The organism is Kitasatospora sp. NPDC058406 (genome assembly GCF_042722765.1).
GTDB lineage: Bacteria > Actinomycetota > Actinomycetes > Streptomycetales > Streptomycetaceae > Kitasatospora.
On the sequence record NZ_JBHXKE010000230.1, the window covers coordinates 1 to 14,870 of the forward strand.

At 72.9% G+C, this 14,870-nt stretch carries 8 protein-coding genes and 1 pseudogene; 2 read left to right on the forward strand and 7 right to left on the reverse strand.

Translation table 11 applies throughout. The annotated features are described in order from the left end of the window. Positions 1–80 precede the first annotated feature (80 nt). Together ACFWOG_RS32590 and nrdR are read right to left on the reverse strand one after the other, a co-directional pair. Positions 81–2,978, reverse strand: a complete 2,898-nt coding sequence (locus ACFWOG_RS32590) for a vitamin B12-dependent ribonucleotide reductase (RefSeq protein WP_329949996.1) — start codon at positions 2,976–2,978, stop codon at positions 81–83. A 214-nt stretch (positions 2,979–3,192) separates the two neighbouring features. Beyond that, positions 3,193–3,660, reverse strand: coding sequence for a transcriptional regulator NrdR (gene nrdR / locus ACFWOG_RS32595; protein ID WP_380362732.1), 468 nt, complete (start codon positions 3,658–3,660; stop codon positions 3,193–3,195). A 565-nt stretch (positions 3,661–4,225) separates the two neighbouring features. Here nrdR and lexA point away from each other — a divergent pair. Further along, a complete protein-coding gene (gene lexA / locus ACFWOG_RS32600; protein WP_224281048.1) occupies positions 4,226–4,888 on the forward strand; it encodes a transcriptional repressor LexA in 663 nt (220 codons plus the stop codon). Positions 4,889–5,086: 198 nt separating this feature from the next. On the opposite strand, the gene ACFWOG_RS32605 is transcribed toward lexA, so the two are convergent. The 5 genes and pseudogenes from ACFWOG_RS32605 to ACFWOG_RS32625 all read right to left on the reverse strand — a co-directional run bounded on the left by ACFWOG_RS32605 (position 5,087) and on the right by ACFWOG_RS32625 (position 13,294). Next, positions 5,087–7,252 carry an ATP-dependent DNA helicase gene (locus tag ACFWOG_RS32605; protein WP_380362734.1) on the reverse strand — a complete coding sequence of 722 codons (2,166 nt, stop codon included), beginning with the start codon at positions 7,250–7,252 and terminating at the stop codon, positions 5,087–5,089. Between the two features lie 12 nt (positions 7,253–7,264). Beyond that, complete coding sequence (locus ACFWOG_RS32610) at positions 7,265–9,145, reverse strand: IucA/IucC family siderophore biosynthesis protein (protein WP_355400198.1); 1,881 nt, start codon at positions 9,143–9,145, stop codon at positions 7,265–7,267. After that, positions 9,123–10,607: a SidA/IucD/PvdA family monooxygenase gene (locus ACFWOG_RS32615; RefSeq protein WP_329949993.1), complete on the reverse strand. Its 1,485-nt coding sequence runs from the start codon at positions 10,605–10,607 to the stop codon at positions 9,123–9,125. The genes ACFWOG_RS32610 and ACFWOG_RS32615 overlap by 23 nt, the downstream gene beginning before the upstream one ends. Positions 10,608–10,781: 174 nt before the next feature. After that, a pseudogene (locus tag ACFWOG_RS32620) lies at positions 10,782–11,441 on the reverse strand (GNAT family N-acetyltransferase); the annotation flags it as partial. Then, positions 11,333–13,294, reverse strand: coding sequence for an IucA/IucC family protein (locus ACFWOG_RS32625; RefSeq protein WP_380362737.1), 1,962 nt, complete (start codon positions 13,292–13,294; stop codon positions 11,333–11,335). The pseudogene ACFWOG_RS32620 and the gene ACFWOG_RS32625, both read right to left, overlap by 109 nt. A gap of 356 nt (positions 13,295–13,650) precedes the next feature. Between ACFWOG_RS32625 and ACFWOG_RS32630 the strand changes: the two genes are divergently transcribed. Next, entirely contained in the window at positions 13,651–14,829 is a 1,179-nt protein-coding gene (locus ACFWOG_RS32630; RefSeq protein WP_380362739.1) for a trypsin-like serine peptidase, read from the forward strand. The last annotated feature ends 41 nt before the right edge of the window (positions 14,830–14,870 follow it).

Genomic DNA, 14,870 nt, shown 5'->3' on the forward strand with positions numbered 1-14,870 from the left:
GGCCGGCGCCCCTCCCTCACAGGATCACGCCTCGGGTTCGGTCACGCCGGATGGTGCGTCCGACGCGGCCCCGCCCGGTGTCAGCTGCAGCCGCTGGTGGATCCGCAGCCCTCGCAGAGGTAGCAGCTGCCGGCGCGGCGCATCTTGGTACCGCAGGAGAAGCAGAGCGGCGCGTCGGCGTTGAGGCCCAGCTGGATCTCGATCAGCTCGGTCGAGTTGTGGGCCTGCGCCGGGCTCGCCTTGGCGGCCGGGGCGACGGCCGCGACCGGCTTTGCCACCGGGGCCGGAGGCACCGGAGCGGACTGGGCGAGCGACTCGGTGTCCAGCTCCTCCTCGGCCTCCAGCGGCTCGTAGGAGCCCGTGTCCAGGTGGCGCTGACGCTCCTCGACGGAGTGGATGCCGAGCGCCGAGCGGGTCTCGAACGGCAGGAAGTCGAGCGCCAGGCGACGGAAGATGTAGTCGACGATCGACTGCGCCATCCGCACGTCCGGGTCGTCGGTCAGGCCGGCCGGCTCGAAGCGCATGTTGGTGAACTTCGAGACGTAGGTCTCCAGCGGCACGCCGTACTGGAGGCCGACCGAGACGGCGATGGAGAAGGCGTCCATCATGCCCGCGAGGGTGGAGCCCTGCTTGGACATCTTCAGGAAGACCTCGCCGAGGCCGTCGTCCGGGTACGAGTTGGCGGTCATGTAGCCCTCGGCGCCACCGACCGTGAAGGAGGTGGTGATGCCCGGGCGGCCCTTGGGCAGGCGCTTGCGGACCGGGCGGTACTCGACGACCCTCTCCACCGCGGCGGCGGCCGGGGCCTGGTCGGCCTTGACCTGGTCCCCGGACTTCGTCTTGGCCGAGAGCGGCTGGCCGACCTTGCAGTTGTCGCGGTAGATGGCGAGCGCCTTGACGCCCAGCTTCCACGCCTCGAAGTAGATCTCCTCGATCTCCTCGACCGTCGCGGCCTCCGGCATGTTGACCGTCTTGGAGATGGCACCGGAGATCCACGGCTGGATCGCCGCCATCATCCGCACGTGGCCCATGGCCGAGATCACGCGCTCGCCCATGGCGCAGTCGAAGACCTCGTAGTGCTCGGTCTTCAGGCCGGGCGCGCCGACCACGTTGCCGTGCTCGGAGATGTGGGCGACGATCGCCTCGATCCGCTCGGCCTGGTAGCCGAGGCGCTTGAGGGCGCGCGGGACGGTGCCGTTGACGATCTGCATCGAGCCGCCGCCGACCAGCTTCTTGAACTTGACCAGCGCGAGGTCGGGCTCCACGCCGGTGGTGTCGCAGTCCATCATCAGGCCGATGGTGCCGGTCGGGGCGAGCACCGAGGCCTGGGCGTTGCGGAAGCCGTTCTGCGCGCCGATCCGGAGGACGTCCTGCCAGGCCTCGTTCGCGGCGGCCCAGACGGGGGCGTCGAGGACGTCGCGGGAGACGGCGGCCAGCGAGGCGTCCGCGTGCTGCTTCATGACCCGCTGGTGCGGGGCCGCGTTGCGGGCGTAGCCGTCGTACGGGCCGACGACGCCGGCGAGTTCGGCGCCGCGGCGGTAGGCGGTGCCGGTCATCAGGGAGGTGATGGCGCCGGCCAGGGCGCGACCGCCCTCGCTGTCGTACGCGTGGCCGGTGGCCATCAGCAGGGCGCCGAGGTTGGCGTAGCCGATGCCGAGCTGGCGGAAGGCGCGGGTGGTCTCGCCGATCTTCTCGGTGGGGAAGTCGGCGAAGCAGATGGAGATGTCCATCGCGGTGATGACCAGCTCGACGACCTTGGCGAAGCGCTCGGCGTCGAAGGAGTCGTCGTCGCGGAGGAACTTCATCAGGTTCAGCGAGGCGAGGTTGCAGCTTGAGTTGTCCAGGTGCATGTACTCGGAGCAGGGGTTGGACGCGTTGATCCGGCCGGACTCCGGGCAGGTGTGCCAGCTGTTGATGGTGGAGTCGTACTGGATGCCGGGGTCGGCGCAGGCCCAGGCGGCCTCGGCCATCTTGCGGAAGAGCTTCTTCGCGTCGACGGTCTCGATGACCTCGCCGGTCATCCGGGCGCGCAGGCCGAATTCGGTGCCGTTCTCGACGGCGGTCATGAATTCGTCGTTGACCCGGACGGAGTTGTTGGCGTTCTGGTACTGGACGGAGGTGATGTCGTCCCCGCCGAGGTCCATGTCGAAGCCCGCGTCGCGGAGGGCGCGGATCTTCTCCTCCTCCTTGACCTTGGTCTCGATGAAGGCCTCGACGTCCGGGTGGTCGACGTCGAGGACGACCATCTTGGCCGCGCGGCGGGTGGCGCCGCCGGACTTGATGGTGCCGGCGGAGGCGTCGGCGCCGCGCATGAAGGAGACCGGGCCGGAGGCGTTGCCGCCGGAGGAGAGCAGTTCCTTGGAAGACCGGATCCGGGAGAGGTTGAGGCCGGCGCCGGAGCCGCCCTTGAAGATCATGCCCTCTTCCTTGTACCAGTCGAGGATCGACTCCATGGAGTCGTCGACGGCCAGGATGAAGCAGGCGGAGACCTGCTGGGGCTGCTTGGTGCCGACGTTGAACCAGACCGGCGAGTTGAAGCTGAACACCTGGTGGAGGAGGGCGTACGTCAGCTCGTGCTCGAAGACCTCGGCGTCGTCCGGGCCGGCGAAGTAGCCGTTCTTCTCACCGGCGGCGCGGTAGGTGAGCACCACGCGGTCGATGATCTGCTTGAGGCTCCACTCGCGCTGCGGGGTTCCGACGGCGCCGCGGAAGTACTTGGACGTGACGATGTTCACGGCGTTGACCGACCAGGAGTCGGGGAACTCCACGTCGCGCTGCTCGAAGTTGATCGAGCCGTCGCGCCAGTTGGTCATGACGACGTCGCGCCGCTCCCAGCGGACCTCGTCGTAGGGGTGCACGCCAGGAGTGGTGTGGATGCGCTCGATCCGAAGGCCGCCCTTGGGCGCCTTGCCGGCACCCTTGGCCCCGGTCCTGTCGGACTTCGACCCTCGTGCGGAACCGCTCGTGGTGTCTGTCACTTCTCGCTCCTCCTCCTGGTTGGGCAAACGCCCGGAGTGCACCGAAAAATCCGGGCACGACCGGTTCGCTGTTCCGATGCGCGGACAGGCGGGTCCCCCGACTGGCCGTGCACGTTTTGTCATGTTCTGTGCGCCGTTTTCGGGCACACGTCGACCCAAGGGGGCCGTCGGGTTGCTGCCGACCCCGGAAAGGGCCGGTGATGGGGCCGGGCCGCTAGGGCGCGGCGGCGGGGACGGGCTGCTCGGCGCGGAGTTCCGCGATGGCGGCCTCGAAGTCTTCGAGCCCGTCGTACGCCTGGTAGACGCTGGCGAAGCGCAGGTAGGCGACGACGTCGAGCTCCTTGAGCGGGCCGAGTATGGCAAGCCCGACGTCATGGGTGGTGAGTTCGGCGTTGCCGGTGGCGCGCACGCACTCCTCGACCCGCTGGCCGAGCTGGGCGAGAGCGTCCTCGGTGACCGGGCGGCCCTGGCAGGCCTTGCGGACTCCGGAGATGACCTTCTCCCGGGAGAACGGCTCGGTGACACCGCTGCGCTTGATGACCATCAGGGCGGCGGTCTCCACCGTGGTGAAACGGCGGCCGCAGTCCGGGCACTGCCTACGGCGGCGGATACAGCTGCCGTCCTCGGTGGTCCGGCTGTCGACGACACGGCTGTCGGAGTGCCGGCAGAAGGGGCAGTGCACCTGAGGATCCCTCCTTGGCAGGACGTGCGGACTGAGTCGAGTCTATGCGATCCCGGGGCACCCGAGGCAACCCGATCCTGAGGTCTCAACCACAAGTTCTGGGTCACGGAGAGGACTGTAGCCACTACATGTAGGTCTGAGGCGGATCCAGAGGCGCTGGCGTGTCGGCCCGGACTAAACTGCCTGAGCCGACTTCGGCTCGAACATTTAATCGATGTACAACAAAGCCTTGATCGAGTCAGCCAACTCCCGAATAATTCACTCGAACGTGTGTTTGGCGCAACCTTTCGATACGAGGTGCGTTGGGCTGGAAAAAGGGAGAGGACAGCCGTCGAGAGGGGCAGCCATGAACACCGTCGAAACCAACACCATCCCGGTGCAGGAACACTCCCAGCTCAAGGTGGGGCAGCGCACCACGAATCAGCAGAGTGTGGACATCAGCATGGACCGTAGCGAAGAACACCGCCTCTCCGGCCCGGGCCTTTCCGGCGTGGGCCGCGTTCCGGACCAGCCGGTCGAACACTCCCCCGCGCTGGACGACGCCCACCCGGCGCCGACCCGTTCGATGCCCGGCCGACCTCCCGGGATCCGCACCGACGAGGCGGGACTCACCGAACGCCAACGCCGGGTGATCGAGGTCATCCGGGACTCGGTCCAGCGCCGGGGCTACCCGCCGTCGATGCGGGAGATCGGTCAGGCCGTCGGCCTGTCCAGCACCTCCTCGGTCGCCCACCAGCTGATGGCCCTGGAGCGCAAGGGATTCCTCCGGCGCGACCCGCACCGCCCGCGCGCCTACGAGGTCCGCGGCGTGGAGGTGGCCCGCCCGAACACCGCCGAGACGGCCGGCCGACCGTCCACCTCGTACGTCCCGCTGGTCGGTCGGATCGCCGCCGGCGGGCCGATCCTGGCCGAGCAGACGGTCGAGGACGTCTTCCCGCTGCCGCGCCAGCTGGTCGGCGAGGGCGAGCTGTTCGCGCTGACCGTGCGCGGCGACTCGATGATCGAGGCGGCCATCTGCGACGGCGACTGGGTCACGGTCCGCCGCCAGCCGGTCGCCGAGAACGGCGACATCGTGGCCGCGATGATCGACGGCGAGGCCACCGTCAAGCGTCTCAAGCGTGAGGACGGCCGGATCTGGCTGATGCCGCACAACCCCGCGTACGAGCCGATCAACGGCGACAACGCGACCATCCTGGGCAAGGTCGTGGCGGTCCTCCGCCGACTCTGACCACCGGCCGGGAGCGACGGGACCGAAAGGACCGGCGCGCCGACGCACCAACGAACCGACGGGGGAACGGCCTACGGGAACGGCCTACGGGAAGGGGCTCCACGCGACATCGCGCGGAGCCCCTCCGTCGTCCCCGGGGGAGCCGCGGGCCCCGCCCCGGAACGGGCGCGCCCCGGGAGCAGCCCTTCGCGGACCTCCTCAGCCCCGCTCGGCCACCGGCCTGATCGGGGCCGCAGCGGCATCGATCGCCGCCAGCGAGCGGCGCACCTGGTTGCGGTCGGTGGTGTACCAGAACTCCGGCATCGAGGACCGGAAGAAGCTGCCGTACCGCTTGGTCTCCACCCGCGGGTCGAGGACCGCCACCACGCCCCGGTCCTCCGCCGCGCGCACCAGCCGGCCCGCGCCCTGCGCCATCAGCAGCGCCGCGTGGGTGGCCGCGACGGCCATGAAGCCGTTCCCGCCCCGCTGTTCGACGTCCTTCTGGCGCGCGCTCATCAGCGGGTCGTCCGGGCGCGGGAACGGGATCCGGTCCATCACCACCAGCTGGCAGGCCGAGCCGGGCACGTCCACGCCCTGCCAGAGCGAGAGCGTGCCGAACAGGCAGGTGGTCGCGTCCGAGGCGAACTCGCGGATCAGCTCGCCCAGGGTGTTCTCCCCCTGGAGCAGGATCCGGTTGTCGAGCCGCTCCCGCAGCGCCTCGGCGGCCGTCTGGGCGCCGCGCATCGAGGAGAAGAGGCCCAGCGTCCGCCCGCCCGCAGCGCCGATCAGCTCGGTCAGCTCGTCCAGCATGTCGGGCCGTTCCGGGTCCCGCCCCGGGTCGGCCAGGTGCCGGGCGACGTACAGGATGCCCTGCTTGGGGTACTTGAACGGCGAGCCGACGTCGATGCCCCGCCAGTGCGGCACCGGCTCGTCCTCGGAGCCGGAACCTGAAGCAGCGCCGGAGCCGGAGCCGGCCGCAGCGGGGTTGTCGCCCGGCGTGCGCGCGTCCGGCAGCCGCGCGTCGGACGGCAGGCCGACCGACGCGGCGACGCCGTTGAAGTCCCCGCCGAGCTTGAGCGTGGCCGAGGTGAGCACCACCGACCGCTCCTTGTACAGGCCCTCGCGCAGCAGTCCGGAGACGCTCAGCGGGGCGACCCGCAGCGAGGCGGTGCCCAGGCCGAAGCGGTCGCTGCGCTCGATCCAGACCACGTCGTACTCGGAGTCCCGGAGCAGCCGGTCGGCGGTCTCGTGCAGCGTCTCGGCGGCGGCCATCGCCTGCTTGCGGACGGCGTCCTCGTCGGTGAGCGCCTTGTCCCTGGTCTCGCCGAGCGAGGTGATCACCTGCCGGGAGGCGTCCCGGATCGCGGTGACCGCGTACGCCAGGTACTCGGGCAGTTCCTCGACCCGACCGGGCTGGGCGGTCTCCATCAGGCCGTGGTAGTTCTCGGCCGCGGCCTGGAGCGCGTCCACCGCCTTCTCGTTGGCCAGCCGGGCGGCCCGCTTGACCGCGCGGTTCACCGCGCCGACGGTGAGCTCGGCGGTGGCCGCGCCGGTGACCCGGTTGACCAGTTCGTGGGCCTCGTCGACGATCAGCAGCTCGTGCTCGGGCAGCACCGGCGCACCCTCAATGGCGTCGATCGCCAGCATCGCGTGGTTGGTGACCACCACGTCCGCGAGTTTGGCCCGCTCGCGGGCCTTCTCGGCGAAGCACTCCTGCCCGTACGCGCAGCGGGTGGCGCCCAGGCACTCCTTGGAGGTGACCGCGAGCTGGGCCCAGGCCTTGTCGGAGACGCCGGGGCTCATGTCGTCCCGGTCGCCGGTCTCCGTCTCGTCGGCCCAGTCGCGCAGCCGGAGCACCTCCTGGCCGAGCTTGCCGGTGGGGCCGCCCAGGGCCTCCACCGGGTCGAAGAGGCCCTCGCCCTCGTCGCCCGGGGTGCCCTCGTTGGCCCGGTGGAGGCAGAGGTAGTTGGAGCGGCCCTTGAGCATCGCGAACAGCGGGCGGCGGCGCAGCACCGGGTGCAGGGCCTCCACGGTGCGCGGCAAGTCCCGTTCGACCAGCTGGCGCTGGAGCGCCAGCGTGGCGGTGGCGACCACCACGCGGTCCCCGTGGGCGAGCGCCGGCACCAGGTAGGCGAGGGACTTTCCGGTGCCGGTGCCGGCCTGGACCAGCAGGTGTTCGCCGTTGTCGACGGCGTCGGCCACGGCCTCGGCCATCCGGAGCTGGCCGGGGCGCTCGACGCCGCCGACGGAGGCCACCGCGGCGTGCAGCAGCTCGGGGATGCGGGACCGGGGGACGGCCTCGACCGGGGCGTCCGGGGTGTCCGCGGAGTCGACGCCGTCGGCGGCGTCCTCGGCGGGGACCTGGGATTCGGAGTCGTTCGTCATGACCGTCCCAGCCTACGGGGCGGGGGTGACAATCCGGCCCCGTCGGCCGGGCAGCTGCACCGTTCCCCCTTCCGCGAGCGCGTTCGGGACGGTGCCGTGCCGGGCCGCGTGCGGGCGGTGCGGGCGGTCTCCGTAGCCGTCCAGCAACAGCCGGTTGCGGTTGAGGCAGAGGCGGTCGATCCGCGGCAGGAACAGGTCGAAGAGCGCGAACCGCTCCGCCAGGTCGGGGAAGCGCTCCTGGTACCGGAGGACCTCGGCGCGCAGCAGCGCCCAGAACTCCGCCTCGGGCAGTCCGGCCTGCGCCTCCAGCAGCGGCGCCAGGTACCGGTAGACGCCGATGAAGAGCCCGGAGTGCAGGAACTGGCAGAGGCCCGGAGGGTCCTCGCGCAGCAGTACGGAGTCCACCTCGGCGGGCAGGCCCCGGAGTTCGGGCAGGTCCTGGTCGCTCAGGTTGACGTCGTCGACGAAGTCCTTGACCGCCAGCCGGGCCGGCACGTCGTGCTCGTCGAAGACGACGATGGCGTTCTCGCCGTGCGGGGAGAAGACCAGCCCGTAGCGGTAGAGGAAGTGCAGCAGGGGCGGCAGCATCGCGGCGAACAGCCGGCCGGTCCACTCGGCGGGGGTGAGCCCGGAGCGGGCGACCAGTTCCGCGACGAGCGCCCGGCCGTCGGTGCCGGTCTGCAGCAGGGCCGCCAGGGTGCGGCCGTGCTCGCCCGGGTCCAGGGCGGGGCCGAGCGGTTCGCGCCAGATCGCGCCGAGCAGTTCCTTGTACTGGTACGGCGCCTCCGGCAGCTCGCGGTAGAGCGGGTGGTCGACCGTGACGGAGGCGATCTCGCCGAGGAGCACCACCCGGCACTCCTCGCGCAGGAACGGGTCCGCGTCGCGCAGTCCGTGGATCCAGGCGGTGACGGCGGGCGCGGCCAGGGTGCGCTCGGTCGGCAGGCCGCGCCAGACCAGGGTGTTGAGGACGGCGAGCGGCAGCTTGACGGTGCAGCGGTCGGGACGGCTCCGGTTGAAGAAGGAGCGGATCGACTGCTGGGGCAGCCGCAGGTCGCCGTCGCTGGCGAGCGGGACGATCTCGCCGGAGGCGATCCAGGGGGCGAAGAGCGGGACGACGGTCTCGTCCCACTGCCAGGGGTGGACCGGCAGCAACAGGTAGTCGTCGGCGTCGGGGCCCAGCGCGGCGCGCAGCGCGGCGGGGTCGTCCAGCTCGCGCCGGTAGAGCTGCTCGGGGTCGGTCAGGCCGGGGACGCCGCGGTACTCGGCGAGCCTGCGGTGGACGGCGATCCAGGGCAGTGGCCGGGGGGTGCGGGCCTCCGGGGCCCAGCGGGCGGCGTCGGTGGCGGAGAAGCCGATCCGGCCCTTGTTCGGGACGATCCACGGGTGGCCGCCCTGCCGGCCCTCCAGGTCGGTGTGCCCGAGGTCCGCGAGTTCGGCGGCGGTGAGGCCGGTGGCGAGGAGGTGGGCGTCGGCGATCAGGGTGGCGGTGAGTTCACGGATCAGGTGGCCGGTGGTGTCGCCGCGCAGGCCGAGGACGTGCCGGGCGTAGGGCAGGAAGCGCAGCGGGTCGAGGCCGTCGGGCCGGGTGCAGCGGACGGAGGCGGGGTCGACGAGCCAGCTCCCGTAGGCGCCGCGCCGGGCGGTGAAGCGGTACTCGGCCTCGGGCAGCTTGAGCAGGTGGTCGCGGCCGGCGCCGGTCCCGGCGCGGTCCCCCGTCCCGGCGCGGTCCCCCGTCGGGACCGGGGTTCCGGTCTCGACGGGGGTGATGAGCTCCTCGTAGGCGAACTCGCCGAGCATCTTGGCCAGCAGCGCGCGGCCGGCCCGCTGCCAGTGCCCGGCGGTGAGCTGCGGGGGCAGGTACAGCGGCGGTTCAGCGGCCGGCGGTTGCGGCACGGGTCGGCTCCTGGGGTCGGGGGACGGCGGGGACGTGGTCGGCGGGGGCGTGGTCGGCGGAGAGGCGGTCGGCGGGGGCACGGTCGGCGCCGGTGCGGGGGTCACCGGTGCGGGGGTCACCGGCGGGAGGGAGCCGGGCTCCGACGGGAGGCGCGAAGCCGGTCCAGGCGGTGCGGGCGGGCAACCGGTGGAGGGTCCGGCCGGTCACGGCGTTGAGGATCACCGCGGCCCGGTGGGCGCCGAGCCCGAGGTCGGGGGTGCCGACGCCGTGGGTGTGCAGCTCGGCGTTCTGCACGTAGAGGCCGCCGGTCACCTCGGGGAGGGTGGCCACCCGGTGGGAGAGGTCGACCCGGTAGCGGCCGTCCTCGTCCCAGTCGATCAGGTGGGAGAGGGGTTCGAGGGCGGCGGGGCGGGCGGCGCGGTAGCCGGTGGCGAGCACCACCGCGTCGGTCCGCAGGACGTGCTCGGCGCCGGAGTCGGTGTGCCGGCAGCGGAGTTCGAGTCCCCCGCAGGGACCGGGCCGGGCGTCGGTGACGGCGGTGCCGGGGGTGATGTCGACCGGGGCAGCGTCGATCGGCCGGCCCACGGTCCGCTCGTACAGGTGGTCGTGGATCTCGGCGAGGGTCTCGGCGGAGGCGGCCTTGTGCAGCTGCCACTGCGCCTCGACCAGGGCGCCCCGGACGGCTGCGGGCAGGCCGTGGAAGTAGCGCGTGTAGTCGGGGGTGAAGTGTTCCAGGCCGAGCTTGGAGTACTCCATCGGCGCGAGCGCCCGGGTGCGGGTGAGCCAGCGCAGCCGGACCCCGTCGCCGTCGTGGCGGCGCAGCAGGTCGAGGAAGACCTCGGCACCGGACTGGCCGCTGCCGACCACGGTGATGTCCCGGGCCCCGGACAGCCCGTCGCGCCGGTCGAGGTAGTCGGCGGAGTGGAAGGCTCCGGGGTGGCCGTCGAGCGCGGCGAAGGCCTCGGGGCGGACCGGCCGGGTGCCGACGCCGAGCACGAGGTGGTACGCCTCGACCGTGGTCGACCGGCCGGTGGCGGTCTCCCGCAGTTCGGCGCGGTACCGGTCGCCGGTCCAGTGCAGGGCGGTGACCTCGGTGGCGAAGCGGCAGTTGGCGAGCCGGCCGGCGGCCCAGCGGCAGTAGTGGTCGTACTCGCGGCGGGTGAGCTGGAAGCGTTCGGTGAAGTAGAACGGGAAGAGCCGGTCCTGTTCGCGCAGGTAGTTCAGGAAGGACCAGGGGTTGGTCGGGTCGGCCAGCGAGACCAGGTCGGCGAGGAACGGCACCTGCATCCGCGCACCGTCAACCAGCATGCCGGGGTGCCAGCGGAACTCCGGTCGCTGGTCGCAGAAGAGGGTGCGCAGGCCGGGCACGGGTTCGGCGAGCGCGGCGAGCGAGAGGTTGAACGGGCCGATGCCGACGCCGAGCAGGTCGTACGGCTCGGGCGGGGCTGCTGGGGTGTCCATGAGTCGGGAGGTGTCCTAGGCGGGATGCGTGGGTTGACGGGGTGCGGGTCCGGGCGCGGGGCGGGACGCCGCGGCGTCCGGGCCGCCGGAGGTGACGGGGTGCGGGCCGTGGGACGTGACGAGGTCCGGGCCGTGGGACGTGACGGGGTCCGGGAGGCGGAGGGTGGGATCCGGGAGCCGGTCGCGGACCATCAGCGCGGCGCGTTTGCCGGGCAGGTCGAGTTCGGCGGCGAGCCGGAACCCGGCCCGTTCGAAGGTCCGGACCGAGCGCCGGTTGCGGACGTCGGGTTCGGCTACCACCCGATCGCACCGCGGACGTTCCCGCAGGACACGGGCGGCCAGTGCGGCCAGCAGGGTGGCGCCGAGGCCCCGGCCGCGGCTGGCCGCCGGGCCGAGCAGCAGGTGGAGGCCGGTGTCGTGCGGCCGGGCGGGGTAGTGCGCGGCGAGCGGGTCGAGGTCGGCCCGGTAGACCTCCCAGTAACTCATCGGGGCGTCGTCGAGCAGGCCGAGGCAGGGCACGCTGCGCCCGTCGCCGTCGAGCTGGGCCCGGACGTGCCGTTCGGTGCCCGCCTGCGGGCCGGCGAGCTCCCAGAAGGCGTCGACCTCGGGGTCGTTCATCCAGCGGACGAGCAGCGCTAGGTCGGCGGGGAGCCGGACCGGGCGGAGCCGGAACTCGCCGGCGGGGGTGGGCATGGCACCCCAGCCGGACGGGTCGTCGGGCGTCGTCACGCGCCGGCCACCGGGTTGGGGATGTCGACGTAGACGGACTGGGTGGCGACCGGGCCGACCAGTTCGTCCATGCCGTTGAGCCGGGTGAGCAGGTTGGCCTTGCAGGGCAGGGTGGGGGCGTCCAGCAGCAGCGCGGGCAGCGTGGAGCCGGTGGCGCCGGCGGCCGGTCCGGCGAGGAACCGGCGCAGCGCGGCCAGCAGCAGGGCCTCGTCGGCGAGTTGCTGGGAGCCGAGGGCGCCGATCAGGCCGAGGACGTGGTTGATGCCCAGGTAGTAGGCGAAGTGGTGGTCGATCACCTGGTCGTCGAGGAAGGTGTCGCTCTGCGCGCCGAGGCCGGGCAGCCGGGCGGTGAGCCGGTCGGCGGCGCTCTGCCGGTAGTAGTAGCCCTGGTTGTCGCGGTAGCGGCCGCCGCGCGGCCAGCCGTCGGCGTCGAGCAGGACGAGGCTGTTCTGCTGGTGCGCCTCCAGCGCGATGCCGGCCTGTCCGTCCAGCCAGAGGACGGGCAGCACGACGGCGTCCAGGTAGCGCAGGAACCATTCGGCGGCGACGGTGCGCAGCGGGCGGCCGGTGCGGGCGGCGAGGGCGCGCAGGGTGTCGCCGAGGCGGGACGGCACGGTCCCGGCGGCGCCCCCGGTGGCCGCGGACGCCGCGGCGCCCGCGATCCCCTCGATCCCCGTGGCGGCGGTGCCGTCCGGCCGTTCGGCGACCAGCCCGGCCACGCAGTAGGCGCGGTCGGCGGGCGCGAAGGGCTGGGCGCGGAGCACGGTGTCCAGGCCGCCCGGATCGCCCAGGCCCGGGTGGTCGACGCCGATCCACGCGGGGTCGCGGACCACGTCGAAGCCGGGGTGGGCGGCCCGCCATTCGGCGCCGAGGCCGCTCTCCAGCAGCCGGTGCATCTCCAGGCCGCGGTGGAGCTCCTTGCGGAGGTTCTCCCGGCGGGAGTTGGTGATCCGCAGGCCGAGCGAGAGCTTCAGCATCCAGGGGGTGCCGGGCCGGTAGACGGTGCGGACCGAGGAGGTGGGGTACCAGGCCGCGCCGACCGGGCCGAGGTCGTGCAGCCGGCCTTCGGCGAGCAGGGCGGCGACGGCCGGGCGGTGTGCCAGTTCGCGGGCCTGCCAGGGGTGCAGCGGCAGGGCCGCGGTGCCGGGCGGCAACAGGGCGGCGTCGCCGAGGAGCCGGGCGGTGATCCGGTCGACGCTCTCGGGGAGGGCCGAGCCGGCCGCGAGGAGCTCCCGGTCGACGGCGTACCAGTGCACCTGGAAGGAGCCGTGCAGTTCCGGCGAGTAGGCGGCGCTCTGGGCGGGGCCGAGGCCGTCCCGGCTCTTCGGGGTGGGGTGCATCGGGTGGCCGAGCAGGAGGGACTGTTCGGCGGCGAGGAACCGGGAGCCCTCCGGCCCGCCGGCGGGCGGGGCGGGGGTGGTCCGGTGGTGGGTGAGGATGTCGGCGGTGCGGACCACCGAGTCGGCGACCCGGGCGGCGAGGTCGGCGATCTGTCCGGGGTCGGGCCGGTCGGCTGCCGCCGCGGCGAGCAGGGCGGCGGCGGTGACGGCGTCCACGGGGGCGTCGGCGGTGCCGGGGCCCGCGGCGAGGGTGGCCGGACCGAAGCGGTGCCAGCCGGCCGGCGACCAGTGGCGGACGGGGGCGGAGAGCCGGGCGGCGCCGCCGAGGACGGCGATCCGCAGGTGCCCGTCCGGGCCGGGGGTGGCGCCGGTCTCGCGGGCCCAGCAACGCAGCAGGGCCTCCAGGGCCGCCTGTTCGGCGGCGACGGCCGGATCCGGGTGGAGCAGCCGGTCCGCCCGGCCCTCGACCGCCGGGGCGGGCACCGGGACGGAGACCGCCGGCGCGGCGGCGGCCGGGGCGGGCACCGGCGCGGCGGCGGGCGCCGGAACGGCGACCGGGAGGGGCGGGGCCGTGGCGGACGGGACGTCGGGCGGTGCTCCGGTGAGGGCGGTGCTCAATGCTGCTCCTTGGGGCGCGTGGGATGCCGACGCGCGTGGGGTGGAGAGGAACTGGCGGGCGCTCGCACCGTCGCGTCAGGTAAGGGTTACCTATCCCTGACGGGTGATCACAAGAACGGCTCACTCGTCCGGGTGAAGAACGGCCGTTGTTCACCGCTCAGGGGGAGGGAGGGCCCTTCGTACCGACGAGCCGGGCGGGACCACCCCGCCGAGGCCGCCCGGTCCACGTCACAGATCGGTGACCGCCGGCCGCGCCCGGAACCCGGGGGTCGGCCGGTGCCGTCCTGATGCCCAGTGAAAGACTCCGAGGCGGCGGTGCGCCGCCCGTACGCCGAACTACCAGGGGGAAGCACACCATGCCAGTGATCCACCGGTCAGCCGTGGCCGCGGCCCTCGCCGCGGGGACCCTGCTCGCCGTCACCGCCTGCGGCCCGGACGGGCCCTCCGGCGGCGGGGGTACCGCCGCGCCGCCGCCCGCCACGGGCAGTGCCACCGCCACGGGGGGCGGCAGCGGCGCGATCGGCGGCATCACGCTCCCGACGGGTCTCCCGAGCGGCCTGCTGGAGGGCCTGCCGAAGAGCTGGGACGACCTGACGAAGTGGACCTTCGACGACTGGGACAAGTGGGCGTCCAAGAACGTCTTCAACAACCCGATCGTGAAGGACTTCTGGAACCCGGACAAGATGGGCGACTCCAAGCCGGCCGACCCGGCGCCGCCCACCGCCAAGCCGGCCGGCGACGCCGGGGTCACCGACCCCGAGCCGCCGGTGGTCAAGGCCGTGCCGGTGCCGCGCCCGTACACCAAGCAGCCCTCCGGGAAGATCTTCTTCTCCGCCGACGGCGGTCGCGGCAACTGCTCGGCCACCGTGATCGCCGACCCGGCGCACCCGGGCAAGAGCAACCTGGTCTGGACGGCCGGCCACTGCGTCCACCCGGGCAAGGGCGGCAAGTACTTCAAGGACCTGGTCTTCGTGCCGGCCTACAACAACTCCGGCGCCTCCAGCGGCGGCAAGAAGGCCCCGCTGGCCGAGCTCGCACCGCTCGGCACCTGGTGGGCGAAGGACGTGGTGACCTCGCCGCAGTGGCTGGTCGAGGGCGGCGGCACCGGCGACGCGGCCAGCCAGTACGACTTCGCGATCATGCGGGTGAGCAACCAGAACGACACCGGCAAGTCGCTGGAGGAGACGGTCGGCTCGGCCGTCCCGGTCTGGTTCGACGCCCCGCGCGACAAGGTCGCCGTCTCGGCCGTCGGCTACCCGCTCTTCAAGCCGTTCGACGGCCAGGAGCTCTACAAGTGCGAGGGCGGGAAGCCGACCCGGCTCTCCTTCGACCCGAAGCGCCCGTCGATGCTCACCATCGGCTGCAACATGACCCAGGGCTCCAGCGGCGGCGGCTGGTTCGCGCCGATGCCGGACGGCCGGACCGCCCTGGTCTCCAACACCTCGATCGGCACCCAGGACCACACCTCGCTGAGCGGGCCGTACCTGGAGACGGTCGCCAAGCAGGCGCTGGACTGGATCTCCAGGAAGAAGTAACCGGCCGTACGCCGACGGGCCCCGGTCCGCCCTCCCTCGGG

Excerpts from the sequence above, each read along its gene's own strand:
- ACFWOG_RS32605 (WP_380362734.1), bottom strand. The coding sequence starts at position 7,252 with ATGACGAACGACTCCGAATCCCAGGTCCCCGCCGAGGACGCCGCCGAC.
- ACFWOG_RS32615 (WP_329949993.1), bottom strand. The coding sequence starts at position 10,607 with ATGGACACCCCAGCAGCCCCGCCCGAGCCGTACGACCTGCTCGGCGTC.
- lexA (WP_224281048.1), top strand. The coding sequence starts at position 4,226 with ATGCCCGGCCGACCTCCCGGGATCCGCACCGACGAGGCGGGACTCACC.
- ACFWOG_RS32630 (WP_380362739.1), top strand. The coding sequence starts at position 13,651 with ATGCCAGTGATCCACCGGTCAGCCGTGGCCGCGGCCCTCGCCGCGGGG.